This is a genomic window from Novosphingobium sp. BL-S-32 (genome assembly GCF_056857055.1).
Genome location: NZ_CM166476.1, coordinates 1,653,126 through 1,665,884 on the forward strand (window position 1 = coordinate 1,653,126; position 12,759 = coordinate 1,665,884).

Sequence of the window (12,759 nt, forward strand, 5' to 3'; positions counted from 1 at the left end):
TGCCATAGCGGTCGTCTCATTCCGACCTTCCAACGGACAGACCCCGTCATGCACGGTGCAGCCAGCACAAAGGCCCCACTCCCCGCCGTTTCGGCCAAAGACAATCGAGGACTCGCCAAGATCGTGAGCGCCGAGACCGCCAGCCCCGAAGCCGCCAGCGACGCACAGATCGTCTCGTGCGAACCGGCAACGGGCGCGGAGATCTGGCGGGGCGCGGTCTGCTCGGTCGACGATGTGGTCGAACGTGCCCGCCGCGCCTGGCCCGGCTGGGCCGCGCAGCCGCTGTCCACCCGCATGGAACTCGTCCGCCGCTTCGCCAACGAAGTGCGCAAGGAAGCCGAGCCGCTGGCCGAACTGATCGCGCGCGAAGTGGGCAAACCCTTGTGGGAAGCCCGCGCCGAGGTCGAGGCCGTGGTCGCCAAAGTCGAAGTCTCGATCCGCGCCTATGCGGAGCGGACCAGCCAGCGAAAGCTCGACAGCGCGCTGCAGGGCACGATGGCGCTGCGCCACAAGCCGCACGGCGTGATGCTGGTGCTGGGGCCCTACAATTTCCCCGCGCATTTGCCCAATGCCCATATCGTGCCGGCGCTGATCGCGGGCAACGTGGTGATCTTCAAGCCGAGCGAGAAAGCGCCCGCCACCGGCGAACTGCTGGCACGCTGCTTCCACCGCGCGGGCATTTCGACCGGCGTCGTCCAGCTTGCCATCGGCGGACCGCTGGAAGGGCAGGATCTCGTCGCCCACAATGGCGTGGACGGCGTGCTGTTCACCGGCTCCGCCAATACCGGCATCTCGATCAATCGCCGCCTCGCGACCCGGCCCGACAAAGTCGTGGCGCTGGAAATGGGCGGCAACAACCCGATCGTGCTCTGGGACACGCCCAAGGTGACCGACGCCGCCGCGCTGGTCGTGCAGTCCGCCTTCGCCAGCGCCGGGCAGCGCTGCACGGCGGCGCGCCGGCTGATCGTCAAGGCCTCCCTCCACGATGCGATGATGGCCGAGATCAAGACTTTGGCCGACCGCATCATCGTCGGCGCGCCGTTCGACGATCCGGCTCCGTTCATGGGCCCGGTAATCGACAATGCCGCAGCAGACGGTCTGGCCGAAAGCTTCCTCTACCTGCTCAGCAATGGTGGCAAGGCGATCAAGCACCTGATTCGTCAGGACGAAAACCTGCCCTTCCTCAGCCCCGCGATCATCGACACAACGGCGCTGAAGGACCGCCCCGATGTCGAGCTGTTCGGCCCGATCCTGCAAGTGATCCGCGTCGACGACTTCGACGAGGCGATTGCCGAGGCCAACAACACCCGCTTCGGCCTTGCCGCCTCGCTGATCGGCGGCAGCCCACAGGACTACAACCGGTTCTGGGCGCATGTCCGCGCGGGCATCATCAACTGGAACCGCACGACCACCGGCCCCAGCCATTCGGCGCCAATGGGCGGCATCGGCCTTTCCGGGAACCACCGGCCGAGCGGCTACTATGCTGCCGATTACTGCGCCTATCCGGTCGCCTCGGGCGAAATGGAACAGCCGCGCGCGATGATCGGGGTGGGGCTCAGGTAGCGTTCTCGCTCAACGCCCGCCTGTTCAGCGCCCAGAAGTGACGAGATCCACTTCCGTCACGCCGTTCGCCTGCTTGCGCGCATAGACCACATAGGCGCGCCCGGCCTTGTCACCGCCCAGCACTCTGTCGCTGCCGTCAAGGCGGTACTCGGCGGTGTAGCCCGCCTTGAGCGCCATCGCGCGGTAGAATCCGATCACGTCCTCGGCCCCGACCGGGGTGCCGAAGCTCACCACGCGCAGCGCGCAGCCGTCCGTGTCGGTTCCGGCTGCTTCCTGCACAGCGGCGCGCGGATAGAGCGGAAGTTCGGCGGGCAACCGGGTGCCCCAGGCAGCGGCATACTGCACCTTGCCCGCGCAGTCGGTCTTGGCGGCCTTGGCTGCGGGGGAGACTTGCGCGGTCGCCGCCACCCGCTGGGCAAGGGCCGAGGCGCTTCCCCGCGTCGGCGTGGGTAGCGGCTGAAGTCCGCCGGCAAGCTGGGCAGCGCTCTGGCGCGCGGCCTCGACAGCCTCGGGCGAACGGCTGGCGGGCGAAAGCGCGATGCCGCTCTCCGGCGCCGCTGAGGTGCTCTCGCCCGTCATCGCCGGATCGACCACGATGCGGTCGCCGAGCGTGGCTTCGGTCTTGTCCGCGGCGGGCTTGTCCGATTTCGCATGGCACCCGGCGATTGCGGCGGCGAGCATCAGGCCCACGGCACTTGCGGCAGCTCTTGTCATCCCATCACCTTTCCGGCCGCAGCGGCGGGAAAATCGCGACCCGCGCCCGTTCTGCCTTGCCGATCCGCAAAAATCCTTCCTGCGCGCGGCGCGAAAGACAAGGGCGCGGAGGCGCCGATCGTGGCGGTGTCCCAAAACGAGATGGCCCGGCCGCGAATGCTTGCGCGCATAAGTACGCCGGCGCCGAACATGGTCGAGGGCGTCCACGGACACGCCGTGAACGCCCTCTCCGCCTGCGCCCGATCGGCCGCGAGGCGGACTCCCCCCGCGAGTCGCCGTCCGCGCGGGGAAATCCTTATTTTTCGGGTTTTAACGGCAGTAAGAGTCGCCGCGGTCGATCTCGCGGCCCACCAGCGCACCGCCCACCGCGCCCAGCACGGTGCCCAGCGTGCGATCACCGCGCTGGTCGATCTGGCGGCCGAGCAAGGCGCCCGCCGCACCGCCGATCAGCAGGCCGGTTGTGCCGTTCTGGCGGCGGCAATAATAGCGCCCGCCGTCACCGCGCCAGACGCGCGTGTCGCGATAGACCGGCTCGCCGCGATAGCTGCTGCGGTAGCCGTAGCCGCGCCGGTAATCGTCCCTCGAATAACGCTCGCGGCTGTGGGCATAGCTCTCCTGCCCCGGCGCCACGAAGCTGGTCGCCGGAGCGAAAGCCGGAGCTGCCGAAGCCGGCAGGGCACCCGCCAGCGAGACGGTGGCGACAGCAAGGGCTGTGGCCTTGGTCAGTGCGCGCATTGTCAATCTCCTCAGTCTGGCGGCGGGCAGTCGCAAAACCCGATCTCCGCTTCACACATTCATGTTTAAGCAGAGAAACCTGAACGCTGTGCAACGCGGCCGTCAGAAACGCGGATATCGACGAGGCGAATGCTGGGATGCGACGAACCGCTTGCCGGGCTCCGTCATGCTCCCTATCGCACGTGCTCAATCTGCCCTGGATATCCTGTCATGCCGCATACTCTCCCGCGCCGCTCCGGCGGTCTGGCGCAAGCGCTGGGCGCCTATTTCGTCTGGTGCCTGTTCCCGATCTACTTCGCGGCGCTCCACACGGTTTCGGCTTTCGAGGTGGTGGCCTGGCGGATCCTGTTCACGCTGCCGTTCTGCCTGCTGATGATCGCGATTCTGAAGCAGGGCGCCGAACTGCGCGCCGCGCTGACCAATCCGCGCATTCTGGGCGCTCTGGCGCTGAGCGGCGTGCTGATCGGCACCAACTGGTCGATCTACGTGATCGCGGTGATGACCGGCCATGTCATCGCGGCGAGCCTGGGCTATTACATCAACCCGCTGGTCAACGTGCTGGCCGCCACGATCTTCCTGCGCGAGAAGCTGTCACGCCTGCAATGGGTGGCGGTGGCGCTGGCCGCCATCGGCGTTGCCATGCTGGCGCGCGGAGCCGTGGACACGCTGTGGATCAGCATCGGCCTTGCGCTCAGCTTCGCGGGCTATGGCCTGACGCGCAAGCTGGCGCCGGTGACGGCCCTGCCCGGCCTGACGGTGGAGACGATGGTGCTGATGGTGCCGGCTCTGGGCCTGCTGGCTTGGCAGGCGATGAGCCCGGCCGGCCTGTCGATGGGCTCTTCGCTGCGGATCGACCTGCTGCTGGCGTTCGCCGGTCCGGTGACCGGCGTTCCGCTGCTGATGTTTGCCAGCGCGGCGCGTAAGCTGGACTTCTCGCTACTGGGCTTCATCCAGTTCGTGACGCCGACGGGCGTGTTCTTCGTCGGCCTGATCGCCTTCCACGAGCCGCTGAAATCCTCGCAGCTGGTGTGCTTCCTGTTCATCTGGACCGCGATCGCGGTCTTCTGCTGGGACCTGCTGAAGCGCCGCCGCGCGGCTGCCTTGGCCTCATAAGAGAGAAGGATTTCGCGCGGAGGCGCGGAGACGCGGAGGGAGGTTGCGTGGGCGGCAAAGCCGCTCCCTGTTACCCTGCCTTTGTGCCTGCCGCCACGATGGACGGATAAGGCGACTTCGCCGCAAGCGCGAGTTCACTCCGCGTCCGCGCCAAACCTTCCTGTCAGCCTCGCGCAGCACCACGCTTCAGCAAGGCCTGCACGAACGCGTCGAGATCGTCGGCATCGACGTCCAGCGTCTCATCCCATTCGGCCAGCAGCGCGTCGATATCCTCGCGCTTGTAGGGTTCGCCGGGCTGGTGCTTGACCGGCGCTGCGTGGTGCGGCCAGGGATGGTCGGTGGCGTTGTTGTAAATCCAGCCCACGAAGCAGAGCGCGCCGACGTTGAACACGAACGGGACAAGATGCTCCCAGCCCCACGCCGGCGTGCCGGTCGCGCCCAGCGCACAAAGCAGCGCACAGGCGCCGCCAGGCGGGTGGAGGCTACGCGTCATCGTCATCACCGCGATGGCGAGCGCCACGGCCACGCTGCCTGCCAGCCAGGGGTCGCCGATCAGCCTGCCCACGGACAGGCCGACGGCAGCCGACAGCACGTTGCCGCCGAACACCGACCACGGCTGCGCCAGTGGGCTCGCCGGTACCGCGAAGACCAGCACGGCCGAAGCGCCCAGCGGCGCGACAAGGAAAGGCAGTGCGGGATCGTAACCGCTCTCCAGCAGGCGCGTCAGCGCGCCCGCGACGGCGATACCGAAAAGCGCGCCCAGCACCGCGCGAAAGGGGCCAAGGCGGCGCTTGCCGCCCACCTGGGTTGGGATGATGCTGTTCAGCGCCACGGCCGCGCGAGCCTCCTCGTAGAAACCGGAGCGGCGCCTATGAAGCAATCGCCGCCCGCGCGCCATGCGAGAGATGCTTGTCGGCGGCCAAGCCAGACTGCGCGCCGCCGACTTGCGACACCCTTGCCGTAAATTGGCCATGATCGCGTGATTGCTTGCAAGCCTGTTTATCGGTTGTTTGTCGCATTTTCCGAGTCGTCAGGTGATGTCACCTGACTTGAAAATGCTTCAGGGACTTACTTGCAGGAGTGCGATCCGCATGCCCCCCACCGATTCCCCAACGGCCTCTCCTCCTGCCGTCGAACAGTCGCTTGGCGCGTTCGACCTTGCCCGTCTACGCGGCGACGACGGCAACGCCATCACTCTCGTCCGGAAACGCTGCCCTGAAGGGAAGCCCGGCGAAATCGTGGTCTGCGCACCGGACCCGGAGGCGAACCGCCTGCGTGCCCTGCCCGACACGTATAAAGTGACCGAAGGCCTCGGCCGCGCCGAACGGCAAATCGCGCCCGGCGTCGTTGCAGACGTGCACATGGACTCGGTGACCATGCCTGGCGGCGTCGTCAGCAACCGCGTCATGGCCGGCGTGAAGATCGCCTTCTAAGCCCTAAAAAAGAGCCCGGTCCGCCAGAGGAGGCGAACCGGGCTCGTCAGGCGCCCCTCGGGAGGGAGGAGCAGGGGCGCCGTCAGCCTGATCGGAGGGGAATCAGGCGAACTTTCCAGCCTTGGCGATTTCGGCCACCGGCTTGCGGTTGCTGGCCACTTCACGCTCCTGAAGGAATTCGGGCAGCGTGCCCTTGTCGCCCATCTTGCCCAGCGCGAAGGCGGCTTCCAGACGGTGGTCGGCCGGGATGCCCAGTGCGGCTTCGGCCTCACCGAACTTCAGGCCGGTCATGCCGTGGGTGTGATAGCCCAGCGCCTGTGCCTGCAGGGCGGCCAGCGCCCACGCCGCACCGGCGTCGAAGCTGTGGCTGTGGTTGTTCGAATTGCCCTTGTCCGAGCGCATCTGGCTGTCCGAAACCACGAAGACCAGCGCCGAAGCGTCCTTGGCCCAACCCTGATTGAACTCGATCAGCTGCGACAGGAACAGGTCCCAGTTCGCATCGCCCTTCTTCGCATAGAGGAAAGTCCAGGGCTGCACGTTGTAGGCCGAAGGGGCCCAGCCACCGGCTTCGAAGATCACGTCGAGGTCTTCCTGCGGAATCTGGCTGCCGTCGAAAGCGCGCGGCGACCAGCGATCGACGATGAGCTTTTCGACCTTGGGGTGGGCAATGCGTCCGGTCATCTCGGGTATCCTTGGGAAGAGGTGGATGGGAGTGTTGAAAGTGCAGATAGCCCGTCCCGCGCCATCGGGGAATCGGGATAATTTCGACGGAACTGTTCCAGTAATCAGAAGAGACGTGTGCGCCGTGATGAACCGACCCTATGATCCGGTCTTGATCCTTCGCGCCTTTTTCGCGCGCCTTCGCGCTCTTCCACAGGAGCGCCGCTTTTTTGCCGAATCCAGTGTCTTGCGCGCCGGGGCGGCGTCCCCCACTTATCGCCCATGACTGCCAGCCGCTTGTTCGACCGCGCCGTGATCCGGCTCTCCCCCCGTGAAGGTTCCCAAGAAGACGTCGCCGATTTCCTGCAAGGACTGGTGACGGCCGATGTGCGGAAACTGCCGACCTGGGCGGGGCTGCTCACGCCGCAGGGCAAGGCGCTGTTCGACTTCATCGTCTGGCCATCCGGGCACGACCTGCTGATCGACTGCGAGACCGATGTCGCCCCCGCCTTGATCAAGCGACTCTCCATGTACCGCCTGCGCCGCGCGATCGATATTGCGCGCGATGATTCGCTCGCGGTCCACTGGCGTCCGCATCTGGGCGACGGCGCCGCGCCGGACCCGCGCCTCCCCGCGCTCGGCGAGCGCTGGATCGCCGCCATCGACGAGACCGATCCGGCCGAACAGGAGACCGGCGCCGATGCCGAGTGGCGCGCGCACCGTTTGCGCATGGGCGTGACCGAGGGCCGCGCCGAACTAGGCGAGGGCGAGACGCTCTGGCTTGAATGCAATGCCGTGGAACTGAACGGCGTCAGCTTCACCAAGGGCTGCTACGTCGGGCAGGAGAACACGGCGCGGATGAACTGGCGGCAGAAGGTCAACCGTCGCCTCATCGTGGTGCCGTTTGCCCGTTCGGACGAGAAACGCCGCCGCGCCGCCTATGAAGACCTTGGCTTTGCCGTAGACCACCTGCGGGTAGAGGCCATCGATCCGGCAGTCCGCCCCGCGTGGCTGCCGCCCGAGGAAGAAGCCTGACAGCGATCAGCCCGGGCAGGCCGCTCCCGTCGCCTCCTGGATCGGATGCCCGGCATCGCACCGGTCGAGTTCGACCGCGAAGATCCGGGCCCTGAGCGGCGCGCCGCGCGCGTGACTGAAGCGTTCGCGATATTCGCCGCTGTCAATGAAGCCGGTGGCATCGAGCACGCGGCGCATGGCCACGCTATTCTCGAAATAGCTGGCGACCACCCGGCGGTGCCCCAGTGCCCGCGCCTGATCGAGCAGCGCGCGAACCGCCTCACGCGCATAGCCCATGCCGCGATATCCGGGCGCGATCCAATAGCCCATCTCCACGTCGTCCTCGAACCGGCCAAGCCCGATGCCGCCGACCAACCGGGGACCACCGGGTGAACGCAAGTACATGAAGAAATGGGGCAGGCGCGGATCGCGGTCCAGCGACAGATAATCGTGCATCGCCTGCGCCGTGCGCGGCAAAGCGCTCACGCCGACATTGCGCTGAATGGCCTCGTCCGAAATGGCATCAACCAGTTCGTCGACATCCTCGGGCCAACCGGGCCTGAGGAACAACCTCTCCGTGCGGACGAACATGTCACGGCTCTCCGTTGTTTTTGTCCCGCATCCGCATCATGCACGATGCGCGTTGCCGATGCACGGATTTTGCGGCGCGCCGTCGCTCCGGCGCTGCCAAATTCGCACCCGATGCGGATCGATCCCCGCTCCGGGCCGGGCTGCGGGGCGGTCTCGGTGGAGAACCGCCCCGGCGCAATGTCGCACCGAATCAGCGGGAAGCGCGGCCCTCAGGCCGCGCGGCGGCGCGGGGCCTGTCGCGCCGGGGACATTCGGGCAGGCGATACGCCGCGATTGTCCGAATCGCTGTCGCAATCGCTCGGCGCGTCGAATTCCAGCGCATATTCGCGCGCGGGATAGGTCATCTCGCGGCCCGTGCTGAAGCGCTCGACAATGCGGCCGGTGCGGGCAAATCCCGCCTTTTCGAGCACGCGGCCCGAAGCCGGATTGTCGATGAAGTGGTTGGCGACGATCCGCCGGTGGCCGATCGCGCGCGCCATCGACAGCATGGCCCGAGCCGCCTCGCTGGCAAAGCCCTGACCCCAGTGGTCGCGGGCGATCCAGTAGCCAAGGTTCACTTCGCCGTGCACTTCGGAAAGGCCGATGCAGCCGAGCAGACGCGCGCCGGCGGCGCCGGGCTGGGTGACCAGCAGACGCGGCAGCAGCAGGTCCTGCGGCAGATCCAGAAAGCGCCGGGCATCGTCGGCAGTATAGGGCCAGGGCGCCCGGGAGAGATTGCGCACGACGGACTCGTCGGCGATCAGGGCCAGAAACTCTTCCCTGTCCTCAGGCCAGCCGGGCCGCAGGAACAGCCGTTCGCTGCGAATGAACATACTATGTCTCCACTCTTCAGCCCCGCTTCCTTCATAAGAAGGAGTCGTGACATTGCGATTACGCGCGCGGCCAATTGGCGGAAATCAGGCACATTTTACGGAAAAATGCGCGAGATTCGGGCCAGCTCGAAACGCGGGCGACGAGTGAGGGAGACACGAAAAGAGGGAGACGGGCTGGCCCCTCTCCCTCGTTCAGCCGATCACGAAGATCGGCAGGGCCATCCCGTCAGGATGGCCCTTTTATCGACCATCCGAATTATTCGGCGGCTTGCGCCATTACGTCTACGGAGACGTATTTACGGCCCTGCTTGCCATCGTGGAAACGCACGCGACCTTCGGCGGTGGCGAACAGGGTGTGATCCTTGCCCATGCCAACGTTCACGCCGGGGTACACGCGGGTGCCGCGCTGACGGATGATGATGTTGCCGCCGATCACTTCCTGACCGCCGAACTTCTTAACGCCAAGACGGCGGCCCGCAGAGTCGCGACCGTTGCGCGACGAACCGCCTGCTTTCTTATGTGCCATTGCTCAGTTCCTTCCGCGTTTGGCTCAGGCGACCGACACGATGCGCAGCAGAGTCATCTGCTGGCGGTGGCCGTTCTTGCGACGATAGTTGTGGCGGCGGCGCTTCTTGAACACCACGACCTTTTCGCTCTTGGCCTGAGCGATGATTTCGGCCGAAACCGAAACCTTCGAGGCGTCGAGGACTTCGCCGTCCTTGCCGGCGAGCAGGATGTCGCCGAGAGTGATGGTCTCACCGGCTTCACCAGCCAGCTTTTCAACCGCGATCTTGTCTCCGGCGGCAACCCGGTACTGCTTGCCGCCCGTGCGCACAACTGCGAACATGGTGCCCTTACCTAATCTCTAATGTGTGCCCGTAACGAGCCGAAACAAACCTGCCCCGGCCGCTCGGGTCCAATGAAGAACCTTGGAGCCTTGCGGGCGACGCGCCGTTACCCCGCCTACGGACGAGGTACCGGAAAGAGTGGGTGCCGTTAGTGCAACGCCCGATTCGTGTCAACCAATGACTTGGCAGACTTTGGCCGAAACCTTGACGCGGGCCGCTGAAATGCGACTCCCACATGTCGACAACGCGCATAGCGACTCGTTTGCCGCTCGCGATTGCCGTCGCGCGTGCTATGGCACATTCATGATCCGCGCAAAAGCCCGCCTGCTGCCGCTTTTCCTCGCTACAGGTCTCGCCGCCTGCTCGTCCGCCGGCACTTATCCCTCGCTTGCCATCCGTCCGGTGGAGCGCGCGACGCCTGTCGTGCAGAATCCGTCGGCCACGCCCGTCCCCCTGCCGCCGCCCAGTGCGGATACCGTGACGCGAATCAACGGCCTGCTCGCCTCCGCCCGTGAGGCGGACAGCCAGTTTGCCGCGCGGCGCACCGCTGCCGAACGCGCGGTCTCTGCCGCCGGGTCTTCGACAGGCAGCGATTCCTGGCTTTCCGCGCAAGTCGCGGTCTCCGCCTTGCAGGCAAGCCGCGATCCCTCAATCGCGGCACTGGCCGAACTCGACACGATGTTCGCAACCGCCCGCGACGCCTCGCCCAACGAAGAATCGCCCACCACCAAGAGCATCGCCGCGGCCCGCGACGAAGTGCAGGCGTCGGTAACCGCACAGGACGAAGTGGTCTCGCGGCTCAACGCGCGACTTGGCACCTGAGATCAAGCTCCTGCCCGCCGGTCACCCCCAGCGGGCAATATCCTCGAAATCCTGCTCGCGCGGCTCGATCCAGTGCCATTGGCCGTCGCGCCGCTCGCGCTTCCAGAACCACGATTCGCTCTTGAGGTGGTCCATCGCGTAATCCGCCGCGGCGAAAGCGTCGCGGCGGTGGCGCGCTGCGGCGGCGACCAGCACGATCGGCTCGCCCGGCATCATCGTCCCGCTGCGGTGGACGATCAGCAGCCCATCGAGATCCCAGCGCCCGCGTACGCGTTTGGCAAGATCGCACATCGCCGGCAGCGTCAGCGGTTCGTAGTGCCGCAGTTCCAGCGCCTCCACCCCTTCGCCGGCGCGTACTTGCCCCAGAAAGCTGACCACGCCGCCAGCGTGCGGCAGCTCCGCCGTGAAGGCCCCGAGCAGGGCTGCGGGATCGAAAGCGGCGGCGAGCAGGCGAACGTCGTTGCCCACCTCAGCCTCCGGAAACGGGGGGCAGAAATGCGAGTTCATCGCCATCGGCCAGAACAAGTTCGTACTTGTCCGCCACAAGCGCGCCGTTGATCGCCACCCTCACCTTTTCGCTGACGACCGCGTCGGCCAGTTCGGGCGGGAAATGCCCGCCCAGCCAGCCGATCACATCGTACCAATCGAGCGGCGCACTGGCGGCGATATCCTCACCCGCGCGCCCCGCCACGTCCTCCAGACGGCCAAGAAACACCAGCTTGGCCCGCATCCTCAGCCCCCGGTCATCGACATGTGGCGTGCCAGGGCGGGCGCGGCGCCATGCCCCTCGATAGCGAAATGGTGCCGCTCGGGCTTGATGCGCATCGCCATGTCGAGCCCGGCGTCGAGCGCGGCTTCCGGGTTCTCACCCCGCAGCGCCGCGCGCAGATCGACCCGCTCGTTGCCGCCGAGGCAGGCATAGAGCTGGCCTGTGGCGGTCACGCGGATGCGGTTGCAATCTTCGCAGAAATTCTCGGTAAGCGGGGTTATCAGCCCCAGCCGTCCGCCCGTCTCCGCCACATCGAAATAGCGGGCCGGCCCGCCGGTGCGGTGTGCGCTGGGCGTCAGCGTCCAGCGCCGTTCCAGATCCGCGCGCACTTGGGGGAGCGGCAGGTAGTGGTCGAAGCGGTCTTCCTCCACCTCGCCGAGCGGCATGACCTCGATCAGCGTGGAATCGAAGCCTTGCGCGTGGGCCCAAGCCACGATTTCGGGAATCTCATGCTCATTCACCCCCCGCAGGGCGACGGTGTTGAGCTTGACCGCCAGCCCGGCCGCTTTCGCCGCCGCCAGCCCTTCCAGCACATCCGGCAACGAATCGCGGTGGGTGATACGCGTGAAAGTCGCGCGGTCGAGCGTATCGAGCGAGACATTGATCCGGCGCACCCCGGCATCGGCGAGATCGTCCGCAAACCGCGCGAGGTGCGTGCCGTTGGTGGTGAGCGTCAGTTCCTCCAGCCCATCCCCGAGCTTGCGACCGACAGCGCGGACCAGTTCGATCATATCGCGCCGAACCAGCGGTTCGCCGCCGGTCAGGCGCAGCTTGGTCACGCCCCGGGCAATGAAGCCGAGCGCCAATTTGTGAAGCTCGTCGAGCGTCAGCACATCCTTCCGGGGCAGGAAGGTCATGCGCTCCGGCATGCAGTAGGCACAACGGAGGTCGCACCTGTCGGTCACCGAAAGCCGCAAGTAGGTAATGCGGCGGCGGAACTGATCGACTAGGGGCGTTCGCGCGCTCATGCCCTTGCTATAGCATTGCCCCGGCGCCGGTTCCATCCAGCTGCAACAATTGGCCGGTTATGCCTTCCGCCGCAGACAAATAGGCCGCGGCGGCGGCAATCGCGACGTCCTCGTCGCTTTCCAGTGCATTGACCCGCAGCGGCGCATGATCGCGGGCCAGTCCCTGCACCGCCGCCAGCCGCCAACCGCGATGGGTGTGATCGGCAGGTGCGAAGACCAGAGTGAGTGCCGAACCCGCCGCAAGCACGGCGCGCGCGCGCGGCAGAACATCGGCATGGAACTGCGCGGCGGCATCGAGCGGGTTTTCCGCCAGTGGACCGACACGCAGGATCATGGCTCAGCGGCGCTGCCGGGTGAGCGTGATGCCGATCTTCTCGCCCGCTTCGGCGATGGCCAGCTTGACGATCTTCACCGTCACCGCCTCGATCCGCGCGTCCTGCAGGAACAGCGTCTCGCAGACGTGATCGGCCACGGCCTCGATCAGCTTGAAATGGACGCCCTGCGGCAGCGCATCGCTGGCCGCGAACTTGAGGTCCATGTAGTTCTTGCTCTCAGTGAGCGGCGTATCGGGCGTGTAGCGGTCGATCGGCTTCATCGAGACCTGGATGGTGAAGCGCAGCGGCTGCGGCTTCCCGGTCTCTTCCGAGTAGATCCCGGTGAGAACGTCGTGTTCGAAATCGGCGACTTCGAGGATGAGCGAATCGGTGATGGGGGTCA

18 protein-coding genes are annotated in these 12,759 nt (G+C 66.4%); 5 read left to right on the forward strand and 13 right to left on the reverse strand.

Features of this window, described 5'->3' with window-relative positions:
• Positions 1 to 123: 123 nt before the first annotated feature.
• Positions 124 to 1,563 carry a succinylglutamate-semialdehyde dehydrogenase gene (locus tag AC1VVK_RS07575; RefSeq protein WP_482904983.1) on the forward strand — a complete coding sequence of 480 codons (1,440 nt, stop codon included), beginning with the start codon at positions 124 to 126 and terminating at the stop codon, positions 1,561 to 1,563.
• 24 nt (positions 1,564 to 1,587) lie between these two features.
• Here AC1VVK_RS07575 and AC1VVK_RS07580 read toward each other — a convergent pair whose 3' ends face one another.
• Both AC1VVK_RS07580 and AC1VVK_RS07585 read right to left on the reverse strand, forming a co-directional pair.
• Complete coding sequence (locus tag AC1VVK_RS07580; protein ID WP_482904984.1) at positions 1,588 to 2,277, reverse strand: hypothetical protein; 690 nt, start codon at positions 2,275 to 2,277, stop codon at positions 1,588 to 1,590.
• A gap of 309 nt (positions 2,278 to 2,586) precedes the next feature.
• Positions 2,587 to 3,012: a glycine zipper 2TM domain-containing protein gene (locus AC1VVK_RS07585; RefSeq protein WP_482904985.1), complete on the reverse strand. Its 426-nt coding sequence runs from the start codon at positions 3,010 to 3,012 to the stop codon at positions 2,587 to 2,589.
• 210 nt (positions 3,013 to 3,222) lie between these two features.
• Here AC1VVK_RS07585 and rarD point away from each other — a divergent pair, with 210 nt between their 5' ends.
• Entirely contained in the window at positions 3,223 to 4,125 is a 903-nt protein-coding gene (rarD, locus tag AC1VVK_RS07590) for an EamA family transporter RarD (protein ID WP_482904986.1), read from the forward strand.
• A 163-nt stretch (positions 4,126 to 4,288) separates the two neighbouring features.
• Here rarD and AC1VVK_RS07595 read toward each other — a convergent pair whose 3' ends face one another.
• Positions 4,289 to 4,957 carry an HPP family protein gene (locus AC1VVK_RS07595; RefSeq protein ID WP_482904987.1) on the reverse strand — a complete coding sequence of 223 codons (669 nt, stop codon included), beginning with the start codon at positions 4,955 to 4,957 and terminating at the stop codon, positions 4,289 to 4,291.
• Between the two features lie 259 nt (positions 4,958 to 5,216).
• Between AC1VVK_RS07595 and AC1VVK_RS07600 the strand changes: the two genes are divergently transcribed.
• Complete coding sequence (locus tag AC1VVK_RS07600; RefSeq protein WP_482904988.1) at positions 5,217 to 5,558, forward strand: hypothetical protein; 342 nt, start codon at positions 5,217 to 5,219, stop codon at positions 5,556 to 5,558.
• Positions 5,559 to 5,660: 102 nt separating this feature from the next.
• Here the strand turns inward: AC1VVK_RS07600 and AC1VVK_RS07605 are convergent, their stop codons facing one another.
• On the reverse strand, positions 5,661 to 6,239 hold the full coding sequence (locus tag AC1VVK_RS07605) for a nitroreductase family protein (protein ID WP_482904989.1): 579 nt from the start codon (positions 6,237 to 6,239) through the stop codon (positions 5,661 to 5,663).
• Positions 6,240 to 6,500: 261 nt separating this feature from the next.
• Here AC1VVK_RS07605 and ygfZ point away from each other — a divergent pair, with 261 nt between their 5' ends.
• Positions 6,501 to 7,253: a CAF17-like 4Fe-4S cluster assembly/insertion protein YgfZ gene (gene ygfZ, locus AC1VVK_RS07610; RefSeq protein ID WP_482904990.1), complete on the forward strand. Its 753-nt coding sequence runs from the start codon at positions 6,501 to 6,503 to the stop codon at positions 7,251 to 7,253.
• Positions 7,254 to 7,259: 6 nt separating this feature from the next.
• Here the strand turns inward: ygfZ and AC1VVK_RS07615 are convergent, their stop codons facing one another.
• The 4 genes from AC1VVK_RS07615 to rplU all read right to left on the reverse strand — a co-directional run bounded on the left by AC1VVK_RS07615 (position 7,260) and on the right by rplU (position 9,482).
• A complete protein-coding gene (locus tag AC1VVK_RS07615) occupies positions 7,260 to 7,823 on the reverse strand; it encodes a GNAT family N-acetyltransferase (RefSeq protein WP_482904991.1) in 564 nt (187 codons plus the stop codon).
• 209 nt (positions 7,824 to 8,032) lie between these two features.
• Positions 8,033 to 8,635, reverse strand: coding sequence for a GNAT family N-acetyltransferase (locus tag AC1VVK_RS07620; RefSeq protein WP_482904992.1), 603 nt, complete (start codon positions 8,633 to 8,635; stop codon positions 8,033 to 8,035).
• 256 nt (positions 8,636 to 8,891) lie between these two features.
• Positions 8,892 to 9,161 (reverse strand): 50S ribosomal protein L27, encoded by a 270-nt coding sequence (gene rpmA / locus AC1VVK_RS07625; RefSeq protein WP_132390412.1) that lies wholly within the window; start codon positions 9,159 to 9,161, stop codon positions 8,892 to 8,894.
• 24 nt (positions 9,162 to 9,185) lie between these two features.
• Positions 9,186 to 9,482, reverse strand: coding sequence for a 50S ribosomal protein L21 (rplU, locus tag AC1VVK_RS07630; protein ID WP_132390410.1), 297 nt, complete (start codon positions 9,480 to 9,482; stop codon positions 9,186 to 9,188).
• A gap of 304 nt (positions 9,483 to 9,786) precedes the next feature.
• Between rplU and AC1VVK_RS07635 the strand changes: the two genes are divergently transcribed.
• Positions 9,787 to 10,305 (forward strand): hypothetical protein, encoded by a 519-nt coding sequence (locus tag AC1VVK_RS07635; RefSeq protein WP_132390408.1) that lies wholly within the window; start codon positions 9,787 to 9,789, stop codon positions 10,303 to 10,305.
• Positions 10,306 to 10,326: 21 nt separating this feature from the next.
• Here the strand turns inward: AC1VVK_RS07635 and AC1VVK_RS07640 are convergent, their stop codons facing one another.
• Genes AC1VVK_RS07640 through AC1VVK_RS07660 form a run of 5 tightly spaced genes read right to left on the reverse strand, consistent with a single transcriptional unit; the run spans position 10,327 to position 12,751 of the window.
• Positions 10,327 to 10,818 carry a molybdenum cofactor biosynthesis protein MoaE gene (locus AC1VVK_RS07640; RefSeq protein ID WP_482904993.1) on the reverse strand — a complete coding sequence of 164 codons (492 nt, stop codon included), beginning with the start codon at positions 10,816 to 10,818 and terminating at the stop codon, positions 10,327 to 10,329.
• The gene (locus tag AC1VVK_RS07645) at positions 10,775 to 11,035 is read right to left on the reverse strand and encodes a MoaD/ThiS family protein (RefSeq protein ID WP_132390404.1); all 261 of its coding nucleotides are present in this window, start codon (positions 11,033 to 11,035) and stop codon (positions 10,775 to 10,777) included. Before AC1VVK_RS07645 ends, AC1VVK_RS07640 begins: the two co-directional genes overlap by 44 nt.
• 2 nt (positions 11,036 to 11,037) lie before the next feature.
• Positions 11,038 to 12,042 (reverse strand): GTP 3',8-cyclase MoaA, encoded by a 1,005-nt coding sequence (moaA, locus tag AC1VVK_RS07650; protein ID WP_482904994.1) that lies wholly within the window; start codon positions 12,040 to 12,042, stop codon positions 11,038 to 11,040.
• 7 nt (positions 12,043 to 12,049) lie between these two features.
• Positions 12,050 to 12,376: a Rossmann fold domain-containing protein gene (locus tag AC1VVK_RS07655; RefSeq protein ID WP_482904995.1), complete on the reverse strand. Its 327-nt coding sequence runs from the start codon at positions 12,374 to 12,376 to the stop codon at positions 12,050 to 12,052.
• Between the two features lie 3 nt (positions 12,377 to 12,379).
• Complete coding sequence (locus AC1VVK_RS07660) at positions 12,380 to 12,751, reverse strand: dihydroneopterin aldolase (RefSeq protein ID WP_132390624.1); 372 nt, start codon at positions 12,749 to 12,751, stop codon at positions 12,380 to 12,382.
• Between the last annotated feature and the right edge of the window lie 8 nt (positions 12,752 to 12,759).

Bases quoted from the DNA above. Each gene is read 5' to 3' on its own strand.
- AC1VVK_RS07580 (WP_482904984.1), bottom strand. From the start codon at position 2,277: ATGACAAGAGCTGCCGCAAGTGCCGTGGGCCTGATGCTCGCCGCCGCA.
- AC1VVK_RS07585 (WP_482904985.1), bottom strand. From the start codon at position 3,012: ATGCGCGCACTGACCAAGGCCACAGCCCTTGCTGTCGCCACCGTCTCG.
- rarD (WP_482904986.1), top strand. From the start codon at position 3,223: ATGCCGCATACTCTCCCGCGCCGCTCCGGCGGTCTGGCGCAAGCGCTG.
- AC1VVK_RS07600 (WP_482904988.1), top strand. From the start codon at position 5,217: ATGCCCCCCACCGATTCCCCAACGGCCTCTCCTCCTGCCGTCGAACAG.
- AC1VVK_RS07605 (WP_482904989.1), bottom strand. From the start codon at position 6,239: ATGACCGGACGCATTGCCCACCCCAAGGTCGAAAAGCTCATCGTCGAT.
- ygfZ (WP_482904990.1), top strand. From the start codon at position 6,501: ATGACTGCCAGCCGCTTGTTCGACCGCGCCGTGATCCGGCTCTCCCCC.
- AC1VVK_RS07615 (WP_482904991.1), bottom strand. From the start codon at position 7,823: ATGTTCGTCCGCACGGAGAGGTTGTTCCTCAGGCCCGGTTGGCCCGAG.
- AC1VVK_RS07620 (WP_482904992.1), bottom strand. From the start codon at position 8,635: ATGTTCATTCGCAGCGAACGGCTGTTCCTGCGGCCCGGCTGGCCTGAG.
- rpmA (WP_132390412.1), bottom strand. From the start codon at position 9,161: ATGGCACATAAGAAAGCAGGCGGTTCGTCGCGCAACGGTCGCGACTCT.
- rplU (WP_132390410.1), bottom strand. From the start codon at position 9,482: ATGTTCGCAGTTGTGCGCACGGGCGGCAAGCAGTACCGGGTTGCCGCC.
- AC1VVK_RS07635 (WP_132390408.1), top strand. From the start codon at position 9,787: ATGATCCGCGCAAAAGCCCGCCTGCTGCCGCTTTTCCTCGCTACAGGT.
- AC1VVK_RS07640 (WP_482904993.1), bottom strand. From the start codon at position 10,818: ATGGCGATGAACTCGCATTTCTGCCCCCCGTTTCCGGAGGCTGAGGTG.
- AC1VVK_RS07645 (WP_132390404.1), bottom strand. From the start codon at position 11,035: ATGCGGGCCAAGCTGGTGTTTCTTGGCCGTCTGGAGGACGTGGCGGGG.
- moaA (WP_482904994.1), bottom strand. From the start codon at position 12,042: ATGAGCGCGCGAACGCCCCTAGTCGATCAGTTCCGCCGCCGCATTACC.
- AC1VVK_RS07655 (WP_482904995.1), bottom strand. From the start codon at position 12,376: ATGATCCTGCGTGTCGGTCCACTGGCGGAAAACCCGCTCGATGCCGCC.